Raw genomic sequence first — 13,804 nt, 5'->3', positions numbered from 1 at the left:
CGCATCGGCTGCGCCGCAGACGCTGAAGCTTCCCAATGGATGAAGCCGCAACAGAAAGCCGACGCCTCATGCGCTTTACCGGTACCGCCGATTACGTCGCCACCTCGGATCTCACCACCGCCGTCAACGCTGCCATCGTGCTGGAGCGGCCGCTGCTGGTGAAGGGCGAGCCCGGCACCGGCAAGACCGTGCTGGCGGAGGAGATCGCCAAGGGGCTCGGTGCGCCGCTCCTCACCTGGAACGTCAAATCCACCACCAAGGCGCAGCAGGGCCTCTACGAATACGACGCGGTCTCGCGCCTGCGCGACAGCCAGCTCGGCGATCCGCGCGTGTCGGAGATCGGCAACTACATCCGGCGCGGCAAGCTGTGGGAGGCGTTCACCCATCCCGAGCGGCCGGTTCTCCTCATCGACGAGATCGACAAGGCCGATATCGAGTTCCCGAACGACCTGCTGACCGAACTCGACCGGATGGAGTTCCACGTCTACGAGACCGGCGAGACGATCCGCGCCGAGCGCCGCCCCATCGTCATCATCACCTCGAACAACGAGAAAGAACTGCCGGACGCGTTCCTGCGCCGCTGCTTCTTCCACTACATCAAGTTCCCCGATGCCGAGACGCTGAAGGCCATCGTCGAGGTGCATTTCCCCGGCATCAAGCATCGCCTCGTGGAGGAGGCCCTGCGGGTCTTCCTCGAGACGCGGGAGGTGCCGGGCCTGAAGAAGAAGCCCTCCACCTCGGAATTGCTGGATTGGCTCAAGCTCCTCGTGTCGGAGGATGTCTCCCCGGAGACCCTGCGCGAGCGCGATGGCCGCAAGCTGATCCCGCCGCTGCACGGGGCGCTCTTGAAGAACGAGCAGGATGTCGGCCTGTTCGAGAAGCTGGCCTTCATGATGCGGCGCGAGGGGCGGGGCGGCTAAGCAAGCTTAGCAAAGGTGGTCACCGGTTTTGCGTTCTAAAACCTGCCGAGGACCACCTCCGGCCGAGTTACGCTCGCCGGCGCCATTCAAACTCGACCTCGCGTCCCCATCCTGCAAGCGGACCGCTTCCATGAAACTGAAGAAACTCGGCCGGACCGGCCTCGACGTGTCGCCGCTCTGCCTCGGCTGCATGACCTACGGCATTCCCGAGCGCGGCCCCCATCCCTGGACCCTACGCGAAGAGGAGAGCCGCCCGCTCATCCGGCAGGCGATCGAGCTCGGCATCAACTTCTTCGACACGGCGAACTACTATTCCGACGGGACCAGCGAGGAGATCGTCGGGCGCGCCCTCAAGGACTTCGCCGACCGCGACAGCGTCGTGCTCGCGACGAAGTGCTATTATCCGCTGAAAGACCAGCCCAATGCCGGCGGCCTCTCCCGGAAGGCGATCTTCGCCTCTATCGATGCCAGCCTGAAGCGCCTCGGTACCGACCATGTCGATCTTTTCCAGATCCATCGCTGGGATTACGGCACGCCCATCGAGGTGACGATGGAGGCCCTCCACGACGTGGTGAAGGCCGGCAAGGCCCGCTATATCGGCGCGTCCTCCATGTACGCCTGGCAATTCGCCAAGGCCCTGTTCACCGCCGATCTCCATGGCTGGACCCGGTTTGCGACGATGCAGGACCATTACAACCTCCTCCACCGCGAGGAGGAGCGCGAGATGCTGCCGCTCTGCGCCGACCAGGGCATCGGTGTGCTGCCCTGGAGTCCGCTGGCGCGCGGGCGCCTGACCCGCGACTGGGACGAGCGGAGCGCCCGCCAGGATTCCGACGAGGTCGGCAAGCGGCTCTATGCCTCCGCCGAGGAGGCGGACCGGGCCATCGTCGGCAAGGTGGCGGAGATCGCGCAAGCACGGGGCGTGTCGCGGGCGCAGGTGGCTTTGGCCTGGGTGATCCAGAAGCCGATCGTCACCGCCCCGATCATCGGGGCGTCGAAACCCACCCACCTGACCGATGCCGTGGCGGCCCTCGACCTCGCGCTCGATGCCGACGAGATCTCCGCCCTCGAAGCGCTCTACACGCCGCACCCCGTCGTCGGCTTCCAGTAAGGTCTCTTGCCCATGCGCCGCCTGATGCTCCTGCGCCACGCCAAGTCCGACCGTTCGCCGGGCGTGCGCGATATCGACCGTCCGCTGAACCCGCGCGGCTTCAAGGCCGCGCCGCAGATGGGGGCCTATCTGGCGGCGCAGGATCTGATCCCCAAGAAGGTCGTCGTCTCCCCGTCCTTGCGGACGCGACAGACCTGGGAGGGCATGTCCGCCGCCCTCGGCAATCCCGAGGTCGAGATCGTCGACGCGATCTACGAAGCACCGGACAGCGCGCTGCTCGAGGTCATCCGGTCGACGCCCGCCGAGATCCGGACCCTGCTCATGATCGGGCACAATCCCGGCCTGCAGGATCTCTCCCTCGATCTCGTGGGCGACGGCCCCCGCGAGGCGAGGGCGCGGCTCTCCGTGGAATTCCCGACCGCGGCGCTCGCCATCATCGAGATCGAGGGCGAGGCCTGGACCGGGTTCCGCCCCGGCAAGGGCCGGCTCGAACGGTTCGTGACGCCCAAGGGTCTCGACCGCGACGACGCCGCCTGAGGCTATCGAGATCGATTGAACGGATCATCGGCTGGGCCGTTGCTCAGTGCCATGGCCCGCCACCGCTGATCCCGTGTTCGTCACCACGCTTCTCGTCCTGACATCCCTGATGCCCCGCATGGGTATCGGCCTCGACGCCGTGAAGTCCGGCGTCGCTCGCGCGCAATCGGCCGTGGCGACGGTTGCCCCTCCCTCCGAGGCCCCGAGTTTTCTCGCCGGCGAGAGGGCGGTGTCGAACTGGCGCGCGGAGGCGAGCACGGCCCTGCGTCCGGCGTCTCTCGCCCTGGTAGCCCGCTACGCGCCGGTCCCGCCCGCTTTCGTGGCGCGCTGCGTCAAGCTCAACAATTACTGGTGCATCAAGAGCGCCCGCTGGCGGGGCGAGATCGGCAGCGATGCCGAGGGCCATACCGGGTTTGCCAAAGCCGACGACGGCGCCGATGCGGCGGCCTCCCTGCTGAGGCGCTATTACCGCGAGTTCGGCCGCCGCAACGCCCTGTCCATCGTCCGGCGATGGGCGCCGGCGGAATGCGCCGTTTCGAGCGCCGGGGGATCGGGTGGACGGGTCTCCACCGGCCTCGCGCCGCTCGGTCTCGGCAAGACGCTCCGGGCCCGCTACCTCGCCCGTCATGCGCGGGGAGGCATGCGAAAGCCCCGCATGGTCGCGCGGGGCGGGCCGCTTCGGGTGCAGCCCTGGTCGCCGCTGGCGAGGATGGCGGGTGGGCCGAAGCCCCGGCCCGTCCGCGTCGCGGGGGCGGCCGAGACCATCGGCAGGCCGGCGATCACGCCGATCATCGCGAGCCCGTCCGAGACCGGGGCGACATCGCCGTCCTCCCGGCTGGCGGACCGGTTCGCGGCGGAATCCGCGGCTTTGCCCGCACTCGCCGCCGGACTACCGGGCCTTCGGCTGCAGGATCTGGCGGCTCCGGCACCCCTCTGCGGCAATGACGAGGTCCGCATCCGCAATTACGCCACCCGGATCGCCGCCAGCGTCGGCCTCAAGATCGAGGACGATCTGGCTCTGTTCGATGCGGATGGTCGGCCCTCGCCCCGTCTCGCCCCGGTGATGCTCGCCATGTCGGCGGTGGAACTCGGCGTGCTGCGGGCGGGACCGGATCTGGTGGAAGCCGCCATCGCACGGCTCGCCGCCGCCCAGGTCGATCCTGGCCAGGGCGATCCCGGCGCGGTGGAGCGATGACGCGTCCGGTTCTTGCGTTCGCCTGAGACGCGCGCCACCTCACCCCTGCATTCGCCACCCATCCTCCCCCTCCGGCCAAACGAGACCCTCGCTTCATGATCAGCTTCGCCTCGCGCGCGGGCTCCGCGATCCAGGCCTTCGCCGAGGCGTCGAGCGATCTCCTGATCCAGCCGACCCTGAGGCTCGGCGTCACCGGTCTCGCGCGGTCGGGCAAGACGGTGTTCACGACCGCGCTGATCCATCATCTGGTGGAAACCCACGCGCTGCCGGCCTTCGCGCCGGCGCATGAGGGACGGCTGCGCCGGGCGCGCCTCGTGCCGCAACCCGACGACGACATACCGCGCTTCCCCTACGAGGATCATTTCGCGGCCCTGACGGAGCAGCGCCTGTGGCCGCGCTCCACCGACCGGATCAGCCAGTTCCGCCTCGCCATCGAATACGAGCGCAAGGGCGGCTGGCGCTCCGGGCCGGGCACGCTGATGCTCGACGTGGTGGATTATCCCGGCGAATGGCTGCTCGACCTCGCGCTGATCGACCAGAGCTACGCGGAATGGTCCGCCGCCACCATCGCGGGCACCCGCCGCACCGGGCGCGCTGCCATCGCGGCGCCCTGGCTGGCGGTGCTGAAGGACCTCGACCCGTCCGGTCCCCTCGACGAGGTCGTGGCCGAGCGCGCCAGCATCGCCTTCACCGCCTATCTCACCGCGTTGCGCGCCGGGCCGGAATCGGTGGCGACCACGCCCCCGGGCCGTTTCCTCATGCCGGGCGACCTCGCCGGATCGCCGGCTCTCACCTTCGCGCCCCTCGACGCGCTGCCGGAGAGCATCGTCCCGAACAGCCTCGCGGGGCTGATGGAACGGCGTTTCGAGGCCTACAAGGCCAAGGTCGTGGAGCCGTTCTTCCGCAACCACTTCCAGCGGGTGGACCGGCAAATCGTCCTCGTGGACGTGCTCGCCGCCGTCGATGCCGGGCCGGCCGCCCTCGCCGAGTTGGAAGAGGCGCTCGATACCGTGCTCCTCAGCTTCCGGATCGGCCGCAACACCATCCTGTCGCGCCTGTTCGCGCCGAGGGCGGACCGCATCATGTTCGCCGCCACCAAGGCGGATCACCTGCACCAGACCAGCCACGACCGGCTGGAGGCGTTGCTGCGGCTCCTCGTCTCCCGCGCCATGCGCCGGACCGAGGCGGCCGGCGCCCGCGTCGGCACCGTGGCCCTCGCCTCGGTGCGGGCCACACGGGAAACCACGGTCCACGATGACGGCGTGACCCTGCGCGCGGTCTCGGGAACGCCCGAGGCGGGGGAGCATGTGGGCGACGAAATCTTCGACGGGCGAAGCGAGGCGGCGGTGTTCCCCGGTGAGTTGCCGTCCCGGCCCGAATCCGTGCTGGAAGGCGCGGTGCCGCCCGGCTCCCTTCGCTTTCCGCGCTTTCGCCCCCCGCTGATCCGGCCCGATGCCCATGGCCGCCCCGGCCACCTGCCGCAGATCCGCCTCGACCGTGCGATGCAGTTCCTCATCGGCGACAAGCTGACGTGAGCGCCGCCGTCCGTCATCTCATCCCGTCCACCGACCTCATCCTGAGGTGCCGCGCCAGCGGCCTCGAAGGAGGGTTCCAGGCTCCGCTGCGCGAACTGGAGGGCTCCTTCGAGGCCTCCGCTCCGCTCCGGCACCTCAGGATGAGGTGGGCGGATGGGGGAAGGCCGGTCTCGCAGTTTGCCTATTACGCCTCAGACAGGGTCCGCCCATGACCTCTCAGAACCGTCCCCGCGCCTTCCGCATCCCCGCCGCCGAGCCGGCCGAGGGACTGGAGGGCATCGTTCCGCCGCCGGTGCCGCCGAACGCGGTCAGGATCGTCGAAGAGCCGTTCGAGATCGTCGAGGCGGCGGACGGCACCGCCGTGCCGGTGGCTCCGAAATCGCGGGCGCCCTGGCTGTCGGTGCTGATGCTGGCTTTGGGCGGCCTCGTCTCGCTCGGGGTCGGCCTGTCGCTGGAGCGGATGATCGCCGACCTGTTCTCCGCCGCGCCCTGGCTCGGCGGCGTCGCCCTGGCCCTGCTCGTCCTCGCGGCCATCGCCTTCCTCGCCCTGGTGATGCGCGAACTCGCGGGCATCTGGCGCGAGCGTCGGATCGAGACGCTGCGGGCGAAGGCCATCGAAGCCATCGCCACGCGGGACCATACCGGTGCGCAGGCGGTGGTCGCTGAACTTTGCGACCTCTACGCCACGAGGACCGGGCTCGCGGCCGGCCGCCAGCGCCTGAAGGCCCTGGGCGATACCATCCTCGACGTGGACGACCGGATCGGGCTCGCCGAACACGAACTGCTCGAACCCCTCGACCGGCAGGCCCGCAATGCCATCGCCTCGGCCGCCAAGCAGGTCTCGGCGGTGACGGCGCTCAGCCCGCGCGCCATCGTCGACGTGGCCTTCGTGGTCTTCGCCGCCGTGCGCCTCCTGCGCCAGATCGCGACGATCTATGGCGGACGGCCGGGTTTCCTCGGGTTCCTGCGCCTTGCCCGCGCCGCCTTCGCGCATCTCACCGTCACGGGCGGGATGGCGGTGGGCGAGAGCATGATTCAGCAGGTGCTCGGCCTCGGCATCGCCGCGCGGGTCTCGGCGAAGCTCGGCGAGGGCGTGCTCAATGGCCTGATGACCGCCCGGTTTGGCCTCGCCGCCCTGGCCGTCTGCCGCCCGCTCCCTTTCGTCAGGGAGGAGCCGCCGCGCCTGTCGGACGTGGCCGGGGAGTTGCTGAAGCCTATGGGCGGGGCCGAGAAGGCGTGACTCAGAGCCCCTTGAGGAATCCCGCCAGGCGCATCAGCCCTTCCGGCCACGGACCGTGCCCGCTCGCCACGTTGATGTGGCCGGATTCGCCGGCATCCACCAGGGCGGAGCCCCAGGCATAGGCGAAGTCCTCGGCCCGGTCATAGGCACAATAGGGGTCGTTGCGGCTCGCCACCAGCAGGGACGGGAAGGGCAGGGGATCGCGCGGCACCGGCGCGAAATCCGTGACGCTGGATGGCAGGTCCGGCGTCCGCTCCACGTCCGGGAACGCCACGAGAAGGGCGCCACGCACCTTGCCCTCGGGAAAGGCGGGCGCGGCCTGGACGGAGGCGACCACGCCGAGGCTGTGGGCGATGAGCATCACCGGCCGCGTCGCCGCCTCCACCGCCTCGACGATGCGTGCGCGCCACGATGCCGCTTCGGGATGGTGCCAGTCGTCCTGCTCGACGATGCGGGCATTGGCCATGCGGGCGGCCCAGCCGGCCTGCCAATGGCCGTCTTCCGAGCCTGCATAGCCGGGGAGGATGAGGATGTCGCAATCGGCGAGCTTCATTCTGCCCCGATAGCGGCTCGCTCGCGCGGCGTCGAGACGGGTGAGGGGAATTCGGCAGGCGTCACCGCGCCGAGTGAGATGCCTCCGGGCTGCGAGAGGCGGCGGCCCATCATTTTCATCGAGGGCCCGCGCGGATCACGGTTTCCCGCGTTAGCCGAGTGTCGCGCGCTCAGGCGTGCCCAGGAGGATGGACATGACGAAGCTCTTCATCGCCAATATCCGCGCAGCCAAGGGCTTTCGCCCGCTGGTCACGGTTCGGGCTGCCGCCGAGGGTGAGGCCAAGGTCTTTCTCGCCGCGGCCTATCCCGACGATGAGATCGTCGATGTGGTCGAGCCGAGCGACTGGGTCAGCGATGCCGATACCGGGTCCGCGCCGGGTGATATCCGGGAGCATGCCGGCGTCGAATGGCAGTCCCCGTGAAGCGTGAACGAGACGAGGGGGCGACGGCTCCCCTCGATTCCGGCGCGGCTTTCATTGGCTAGAGCTGCGCCCGACCACGGCCATCCCAGACCATCGGCCAGCCCCGACACGGCGATGAGGACGGGCGTCCGGAAATGGACCAGGCCCGGGCCGCTCCACACCGTGACCCGCTCGGTGCAGCCGGTGGTGTTCATCTCGTATCGCAGAGGGACGAGACAGAAGGGATCGCGCCCTATGGACCTTCCCGCAGGGCATCGACGGCGTGACCGGCGAGGTTGGCCCCCAGCAGACGTTCGGCGTCGAAGCCCCCCAGCGGCCGAAGGCGGCCGGACAGGCCGACGATGTCGCGCTGCCGCCGAATCGCGGCCTCTCTCGCAATTGCCAGGGTGACGGCCTCGAACCGAATCGGATCGCCCGGCCGGCTTTGGGCGAGGCGGCGCAGATCGGCCGAGATCACCGTGGCGATCTTCGGATAGCCGCCCGTGGTCTGCCGATCCGCCATCAGCACGATGGGCAGGCCGTTGCCCGGCACCTGGATCGAACCCATGACGGTGGCGTCCGAGACGATGTTGTAGCCCCCCTCGCCATGGGCGATGGCGGGGCCGTCGAGCTGGTATCCCATCCGGTCGGCGCGGTGCGACACGGTGAAGGTCGAGCCCAGCAGGGTGTCGATCCCGGCTTGCGGGAAGCGGTCGGCCTGGGGGCCGAGCATGACGCGGATCGGCGCGTCGCGGTCGAGGGGCACGGCATCGGTGGTCCGGTCGCCCGGTGTGGTGCCCTCCACAGCGGCGAAGGCCAGATGGTCGCCCGCTCGGAGGAGCCGGCCGTCGGCACCCCCGATGCCGGCGCGGAGATGGAGCGAAACGCTGCCGAGCACGGCGCCCGCTTCGAAGCCGCCGGCCACGGCCAAGTAGGCGAACGCTCCCTCACGTGGCGGGTCCACGATGAGTTCGGCGCCTTCCGCCAGGGTCGCGGTGCGGTGGCCGGTGAGGGGGGCTCCGTCGATACGCAGGGTGCAGGGCGCGCCGGCACAGGCGAACCAACCCTGTTCCGCCTCCACGACGAAGCGACCGCCGCCGAGGCCGAGTTCGAGGACCGGCGCGTCGGGCGCATTGCCGACGAGGACATTCGCGGTCGCCATGGCGAGGCGATCCATGGCGCCGGAGCCGGAGAGGCCGTAGCGCTGGTAGCCCCGTCGTCCGCCGTCCTGCAGGCTGAGCGCGCCGTGGCATCGCCGGATGACGAGACGTCCGCTCACGGCGCGGTCTCGCAGTCGACGATGCGCTCCCCGGCGCGCGCGGCCCGGTCGAGTTCGTCCCATCTTTCCGGCCCAATGGGCAGGAAGCGGATGGCGTCGCCGGGCTCGAACAGGAAGACCGGGTCGCGGCCCGGCAGGAAGGCGCACACGGGGGTCCGGCCGAGGAGATGCCATCCGCTGGGGGCAGCGATGCTCGCCACCAGAGCCTGCACGCCGCCAATGGAGATGGTGCCGGCCGGCGTCACCGGCCTCGGGCTCTCCCGGCGCGAGAGAGCGAGGCTCGGGTCGAGGCCGGAGAGATAGGCATAGCCCGGCAGGAAGCCGTTCATGGCCACACGGTAATCGGCGGCCGCATGCCGGGACACGACCTCGTCGGCGCTCAACCCGTGATGGGCGGCGACGTCGGCGAGATCGATGCCGAACGCACCGCCATAGACCACCGGAATGCGCCAGAGCCGGCGCGGCGTGGTCTCGGCGGGGACCGTACCGACGAGGGCGAGAAGCGCGGATTCGATTTCTCCGGGCTCGCCCGCGCAGGGATCGAGATGGACGGTGAGCGACCTGTAGGTGGGAACGGCCTCTATGAGCCCCGGTATGCCGGCATCCCGCACGGCGCGGTCGAGGGCCAGGACCAGCGCGTTGGCCTCGGGGGCGATGGTTTCACCGAACTCGACGGTGATCGCGGTGTCGCCGCACCAGAGCAGGCGGGGCTGAGGGGCTGCCACGGGTCGCAAGGCCTCGCTCGTCGGATCGTCTTCCCAGTCCCAACACGAAGGGGCGGCGCTGTCGAGCGCCGCCCCCTCTTTCATCCTGAAGCTCGCACAGGAAGCCCACCCTCAAATCCAATGTGATTGGATTTAACAGCGGATGCCCATGCCGAAGTAGATCATCCCAGCAGACCTCCTCATCCTGAGGCGCCCTTTGCATGAGCAAAGGGCCTCGAAGGAGCCCTCCAGATGCCGACGCGATACCTGGAAGCCTCCTTCGAGGCCGCTATGCGGCACCTCAGGATGAGGTGCCGCATTGGATAAACGCATCTATTGCGCTCTCAGTGCGACCGCCCCGGCGATACGTCGGGCTTCCGGAACGGCTCGGAACCGCCCTGGGTCGCCGCGTTCAGGTTCTCGGGGTCGAGGGCGCTTTCCACGAACTCGCGGCCACGGTCGGCGAAGTCGCGGGCGTAGCGGATGCCCTGGTCCTTCACCTCGTCGGCCCACGGACCCACCGTTTCGTCCTCGCGGCGCGTTCGGGGAAGGAGGGCGCCGAGGAGCAGACCCGCCGCGAGGCCGACAACGCCCACGAGAAGCGGGTTCTCGGTGACGAACTGCTCCACATTGGTCTTGCCCCGGTCGAGGCGCTGGCCGCCGCGCTCGGCGAACTCGCCGATGCTGCGGCGGGTGGACCGGTGAGTGTCCGACGCCCAGTCGCGCGCGTCGTCATAGGTCTCCGACGCGCGGTCGATCATCGACTCCGCCTTGTCCTTGACCGTGTCCCGCGCATCGCGTGCGGCCGCCTTGGCGCGGTCGGCATAGCCCTCGGCCTTGGCCTGGGCATCGTCGGCGAGGTCGCCGGCCTGGTGGCGAAGGTCGCCGGCCGTCGTCCGTGTTTCGCTGCGGGCACGGTCGGAGATGTCATGGAGCGAGCGAGCGGTCTCATCGCCGTGGGGAAGGCTGGCGGCGCCATGGGGAAGGCCGGCCGCGAGGGCGATGTCGTCGGGAAGCGAGCTCTTGGGCTCGCCCGGGATGCTGCTGTGGCTCATGGAGGCGACTCCTGTCGGATGGGAGATGGAGCGGCGATGCCGCTGCCGGGTCGGTCAGGTTTCGATCGGCCTTGGCAGGCCTAAATCTGTGTTTCCTCCGCCAGTTCCTTCACGGGCTGGCGTGTCGGCTGGTCGGGGTCGTAGGCTTTGGCGGCGGCGCCCGGCGTCACCGGCAGCGCGCCGTCGGGATCGATGAGGGAACGCTTGGTCAGCGTCTGCCGATCCTTGCCGGTGCGATGCAGCAGCCAGCCGATGCCGGCCGCGATGAGCAGGACGGGAACGGGATTGCGGCGGATCGCGTCGAGGGCGCCGTCATAGGCTCCGCTCAACGGTGTCCGGCGGACATTGCCCAGCATGTCGTCGACGATGCTGGGGACGGAGAGCCTGTCCTGGATTCGGTCGATGGTCTGGTCGAGGCGGGCACGGCTCGCCTCGATGTCCTTTTCGAGATCGTTCAACGATTCACTCATCCCGATACCCTTTCCGACAATGCGCGCGCATCCTGGCGCATCTGCCGTGTCGTGCGGGTCGGCGCCAGGGTGGAGAGGGACATGGCGTTCCGTCCGATCAGGGCGAAGACGATGGCGACCACCAGAAGCACGCCGCCGACGATGAGGGCGGACAGCGCTTCCGAATGCACCACCGTGGCGAGCCACTTCACCAGCGCGTCCACGAGGACGAACAGGGCGACGACTCCGAACACGCCGGCGCCGACCATCAGCGCGAGGCCGATGAACAGCGTGCGGACGTTGCTCGTCATCTCGGTGCGAAAGAGCGCCATCTCCTTGCGCGCGAGTTCGCTGGTCTCGCGCAGGGCATCGCCGACGAGGCTTTGAATGCTGGATTGCGGGCCGTTCGACATGACGTCCGGCCTAGCTGCGGAACGCGTCGCGGGCATCGCGGTGGGGCGCGATGCTCGACGACTTGATGAAGCGCGAGACGACGAAGCCGGTCACGAAGGTCGCGACGGCAACGGCGACGGGAGCGCGGCGGGCGAAGGCTTCCGCTTCGTCGTAGAACTCGGCGAAGCTGCGGTTCTCGATGGAGGTGCCGAGCTGCTCGAGACCCTCGGCGGCGCTGTCGAAGAACGCCTTGATGTTCGGCTGCTCCTCGAAGGACTTGCTCGAATCCCGCAAGCCCTGGGCGATATCGTTCACCGACTGGGCGGCGTCGCCCTTGCGGCGGTCGGCATAGTCGGTGGCCTGGGCCCGCGCGGCGGCGACGAAGCCCCGGCCGCGCTCGACGGCCACGTCGGCGATGCCCTCGACATCGCCCTTCAGCGCACGCCAATCACCGGGCGGAGCAGCCGCCTCGCCGGAGCCGATCCCGGGGGCGTTCGCCGCGGATGCCGGGCCAGTGGGTTGATTTGCGTTCACGCGCATACTCCTCGATCACTTGTGGGCTGTGTCACTTGTGGCTCTTCAACAACATGGAAACAGACGCGGTTCCGCCAAGGAATGCTCATCGTCGAACGGTGGGCGAGGGACCGGCCGCGACATCCCCGCCGATGCGCGCCGGGCCGCGTTCCCATAAGACCGTTCGGCGTCGCAAAACCGATGACGGACCGGCATCGTCGGGCGGGGGACGGGTCGGGTGATCCACTGCGGAACCGACATTCGTCCTTGCCTGCCCTGGCCGTGGGCGATGCGGTCGGTTAGGCTGACTGACGGAATATGAACAGACGTGGCTGTATCGGACGGATCACGGTCGCGTTACGCGCGTTGAACATCGGAATGTCTTGTCCGGCGCGCCCCTGGTGCGCTGCACGCTGAGGACCGGAGCCCGCTGAGTGGCACGCCTTGTCATCGTATCGAACCGTGTGGCCATCCCCGAGGACAGCGGGAAATCCGTTGCCGCCGGCGGCTTGGCGGTCGCCGTCAAGGAGGCCTTCACCTCCTATGAGGGTCTGTGGTTCGGGTGGAGCGGCAAAGTCGTCGAGGACCCGTCCGAGGAGCCCGAACTGATCGATCGAGGGCGCGTCCAATACGCCGTGGTCGATCTCTCGCCTCAGGACCATCGGGAATATTACAGCGGGTTCGCCAACCGCGCCCTCTGGCCGATCATGCATTACCGGCTCGGCCTGGGTGCGTTCTCCCGTTCGGATTATGCCGGCTACCAGCGCGTCAACCGCATCTTCGCGCGGGCGCTCGCCAAGCTGATCGAGCCCGACGACATCATCTGGGTCCACGACTATCATTTGCTGCCGCTCGCCTCGGAGCTGCGCGGCCTCGGCATCGCCAACCCCATCGGCTATTTCCACCACATCCCCTGGCCGGCCGCGGACGTGTTCAACACGCTTCCCGCCAGCAACGATCTTCTGCGCGGCATCGCCGATTACGACCTGATCGGCCTGCAGACCGACCCGGACGTCCACAACCTCTCGCGCAACCTCATCGACGAGTTGCGGGCGATCCCCCTCGGCGGCGGCTCGCTGATGGTCGACGGGCGCCGCACCCGCATCCGCAGCTTCCCCATCGGCATCGATGTCGCCGGGTTCAAGGAGGCGGCGGAGAATGCCGGCGCCAACAAGACCGTGCGCGAGACCATGGCGGGCCTGCGCACCCGCAAGCTCCTCATCGGCGTCGACCGGCTCGATTATTCCAAGGGCGTGCCCGAGCGGATGGAGGCGGTGGACCGCTTCTTCGCCTCGAATCCCGACCAGCGCGGCAACGTCGTCTATCTGCAGATCACGCCGAAATCCCGCACCGAGGTGCCGGAATACGAGGAACTCAGCCGCGAGGTGAACGAGACCGTCGGCGAGATCAACGGCGCCCTCGGTGAGCCGAACTGGACCCCGATCCAGTACGTGACGAAGGCCTATCCGCGCCCCGTCCTGGCGGGTCTCTATCGCGCCGCCCGCGTCGGCCTCGTGACGCCCATGCGCGACGGCATGAACCTGGTCGCCAAGGAATACATCGTCGCCCAGACGGCGGACGATCCGGGCGTCCTCGTCCTGTCGAAATTCGCCGGTGCGTCCCGGCAATTGCCCGAGGCCCTGCTGGTCAATCCCTACGACCGGTTCGAGGTGGCGGAGGCGATCCGCACGGCGCTCTACATGCCGCGCGGCGAGCGGATCGAGCGCTGGAAACCCATGGTCGACCGCATGACCCGCGAAGACGTGGATTGGTGGGCGCGCAATTTCCTCACCGACCTCGAGAATTTCCGGACCATCGAACGCGAGCCACCCCGCGCGGCCGCCGCCGCCGAGTAGCGGTTTCCTCCCCGTCGGTACGACAGGGAGGGCCTGATTGTCTCCCTCGGCAGCGTGACGGGAT

15 protein-coding genes are annotated in these 13,804 nt (G+C 69.0%); 8 read left to right on the top strand and 7 right to left on the bottom strand.

Going from position 1 to position 13,804, the window contains the following annotated elements:
* Nucleotides 1-68: 68 nt before the first annotated feature.
* The 6 genes from ASF34_RS17155 to ASF34_RS17125 all read left to right on the top strand — a co-directional run bounded on the left by ASF34_RS17155 (nt 69) and on the right by ASF34_RS17125 (nt 6,538).
* Nucleotides 69-920 carry an AAA family ATPase gene (locus ASF34_RS17155; RefSeq protein WP_056162789.1) on the top strand — a complete coding sequence of 284 codons (852 nt, stop codon included), beginning with the start codon at nt 69-71 and terminating at the stop codon, nt 918-920.
* Nucleotides 921-1,050: 130 nt separating this feature from the next.
* Nucleotides 1,051-2,031 carry an aldo/keto reductase gene (locus ASF34_RS17150; protein WP_056162786.1) on the top strand — a complete coding sequence of 327 codons (981 nt, stop codon included), beginning with the start codon at nt 1,051-1,053 and terminating at the stop codon, nt 2,029-2,031.
* 12 nt (nt 2,032-2,043) lie between these two features.
* The gene (locus ASF34_RS17145) at nt 2,044-2,568 is read left to right on the top strand and encodes a SixA phosphatase family protein (protein ID WP_056162783.1); all 525 of its coding nucleotides are present in this window, start codon (nt 2,044-2,046) and stop codon (nt 2,566-2,568) included.
* Between the two features lie 73 nt (nt 2,569-2,641).
* Complete coding sequence (locus ASF34_RS17140; RefSeq protein WP_056162780.1) at nt 2,642-3,763, top strand: hypothetical protein; 1,122 nt, start codon at nt 2,642-2,644, stop codon at nt 3,761-3,763.
* 95 nt (nt 3,764-3,858) lie between these two features.
* Nucleotides 3,859-5,298, top strand: coding sequence for a YcjX family protein (locus ASF34_RS17135; RefSeq protein WP_056162778.1), 1,440 nt, complete (start codon nt 3,859-3,861; stop codon nt 5,296-5,298).
* A 208-nt stretch (nt 5,299-5,506) separates the two neighbouring features.
* Nucleotides 5,507-6,538 carry a YcjF family protein gene (locus tag ASF34_RS17125; protein WP_056162772.1) on the top strand — a complete coding sequence of 344 codons (1,032 nt, stop codon included), beginning with the start codon at nt 5,507-5,509 and terminating at the stop codon, nt 6,536-6,538.
* 1 nt (nt 6,539) lies between these two features.
* Here the strand turns inward: ASF34_RS17125 and ASF34_RS17120 are convergent, their stop codons facing one another.
* Nucleotides 6,540-7,091 carry an RBBP9/YdeN family alpha/beta hydrolase gene (locus ASF34_RS17120; protein ID WP_018042231.1) on the bottom strand — a complete coding sequence of 184 codons (552 nt, stop codon included), beginning with the start codon at nt 7,089-7,091 and terminating at the stop codon, nt 6,540-6,542.
* 193 nt (nt 7,092-7,284) lie between these two features.
* On the opposite strand from ASF34_RS17120, the gene ASF34_RS17115 reads away from it, so the two are divergent.
* Complete coding sequence (locus tag ASF34_RS17115; RefSeq protein ID WP_056150188.1) at nt 7,285-7,512, top strand: hypothetical protein; 228 nt, start codon at nt 7,285-7,287, stop codon at nt 7,510-7,512.
* A 232-nt stretch (nt 7,513-7,744) separates the two neighbouring features.
* Here the strand turns inward: ASF34_RS17115 and ASF34_RS17110 are convergent, their stop codons facing one another.
* The 6 genes from ASF34_RS17110 to ASF34_RS17085 form a co-directional block, all read right to left on the bottom strand.
* Complete coding sequence (locus tag ASF34_RS17110) at nt 7,745-8,770, bottom strand: biotin-dependent carboxyltransferase family protein (protein WP_056162769.1); 1,026 nt, start codon at nt 8,768-8,770, stop codon at nt 7,745-7,747.
* Nucleotides 8,767-9,495 carry a 5-oxoprolinase subunit PxpB gene (gene pxpB / locus ASF34_RS17105; RefSeq protein ID WP_056162766.1) on the bottom strand — a complete coding sequence of 243 codons (729 nt, stop codon included), beginning with the start codon at nt 9,493-9,495 and terminating at the stop codon, nt 8,767-8,769. Before pxpB ends, ASF34_RS17110 begins: the two co-directional genes overlap by 4 nt.
* A gap of 323 nt (nt 9,496-9,818) precedes the next feature.
* Nucleotides 9,819-10,529: a hypothetical protein gene (locus tag ASF34_RS17100; protein ID WP_056162763.1), complete on the bottom strand. Its 711-nt coding sequence runs from the start codon at nt 10,527-10,529 to the stop codon at nt 9,819-9,821.
* Between the two features lie 80 nt (nt 10,530-10,609).
* Nucleotides 10,610-10,999 carry a DUF3618 domain-containing protein gene (locus ASF34_RS17095; protein ID WP_056149916.1) on the bottom strand — a complete coding sequence of 130 codons (390 nt, stop codon included), beginning with the start codon at nt 10,997-10,999 and terminating at the stop codon, nt 10,610-10,612.
* Entirely contained in the window at nt 10,996-11,391 is a 396-nt protein-coding gene (locus tag ASF34_RS17090) for a phage holin family protein (RefSeq protein ID WP_018042238.1), read from the bottom strand. Before ASF34_RS17090 ends, ASF34_RS17095 begins: the two co-directional genes overlap by 4 nt.
* A gap of 10 nt (nt 11,392-11,401) precedes the next feature.
* Nucleotides 11,402-11,911: a hypothetical protein gene (locus ASF34_RS17085; RefSeq protein WP_056162762.1), complete on the bottom strand. Its 510-nt coding sequence runs from the start codon at nt 11,909-11,911 to the stop codon at nt 11,402-11,404.
* Nucleotides 11,912-12,318: 407 nt separating this feature from the next.
* Here ASF34_RS17085 and ASF34_RS17080 point away from each other — a divergent pair, with 407 nt between their 5' ends.
* Nucleotides 12,319-13,740: an alpha,alpha-trehalose-phosphate synthase (UDP-forming) gene (locus ASF34_RS17080; RefSeq protein WP_026175661.1), complete on the top strand. Its 1,422-nt coding sequence runs from the start codon at nt 12,319-12,321 to the stop codon at nt 13,738-13,740.
* Nucleotides 13,741-13,804: the final 64 nt, after the last annotated feature.

The sequence above is a fragment of the Methylobacterium sp. Leaf106 genome (assembly GCF_001422895.1).
Taxonomy (GTDB): Bacteria; Pseudomonadota; Alphaproteobacteria; order Rhizobiales; family Beijerinckiaceae; genus Methylobacterium; species Methylobacterium bullatum.
Note: the sequence above shows the minus strand (reverse complement) of the source record. Positions and strands in the feature narration are given on the sequence as shown.

What these genes read in the sequence shown, in the direction of transcription:
- ASF34_RS17155 (WP_056162789.1), top strand. Translation starts at nt 69, where the DNA reads ATGCGCTTTACCGGTACCGCCGATTACGTCGCCACCTCGGATCTCACC.
- ASF34_RS17150 (WP_056162786.1), top strand. Translation starts at nt 1,051, where the DNA reads ATGAAACTGAAGAAACTCGGCCGGACCGGCCTCGACGTGTCGCCGCTC.
- ASF34_RS17145 (WP_056162783.1), top strand. Translation starts at nt 2,044, where the DNA reads ATGCGCCGCCTGATGCTCCTGCGCCACGCCAAGTCCGACCGTTCGCCG.
- ASF34_RS17135 (WP_056162778.1), top strand. Translation starts at nt 3,859, where the DNA reads ATGATCAGCTTCGCCTCGCGCGCGGGCTCCGCGATCCAGGCCTTCGCC.
- ASF34_RS17125 (WP_056162772.1), top strand. Translation starts at nt 5,507, where the DNA reads ATGACCTCTCAGAACCGTCCCCGCGCCTTCCGCATCCCCGCCGCCGAG.
- ASF34_RS17120 (WP_018042231.1), bottom strand. Translation starts at nt 7,091, where the DNA reads ATGAAGCTCGCCGATTGCGACATCCTCATCCTCCCCGGCTATGCAGGC.
- ASF34_RS17115 (WP_056150188.1), top strand. Translation starts at nt 7,285, where the DNA reads ATGACGAAGCTCTTCATCGCCAATATCCGCGCAGCCAAGGGCTTTCGC.
- ASF34_RS17100 (WP_056162763.1), bottom strand. Translation starts at nt 10,529, where the DNA reads ATGAGCCACAGCAGCATCCCGGGCGAGCCCAAGAGCTCGCTTCCCGAC.
- ASF34_RS17095 (WP_056149916.1), bottom strand. Translation starts at nt 10,999, where the DNA reads ATGAGTGAATCGTTGAACGATCTCGAAAAGGACATCGAGGCGAGCCGT.
- ASF34_RS17090 (WP_018042238.1), bottom strand. Translation starts at nt 11,391, where the DNA reads ATGTCGAACGGCCCGCAATCCAGCATTCAAAGCCTCGTCGGCGATGCC.
- ASF34_RS17085 (WP_056162762.1), bottom strand. Translation starts at nt 11,911, where the DNA reads ATGCGCGTGAACGCAAATCAACCCACTGGCCCGGCATCCGCGGCGAAC.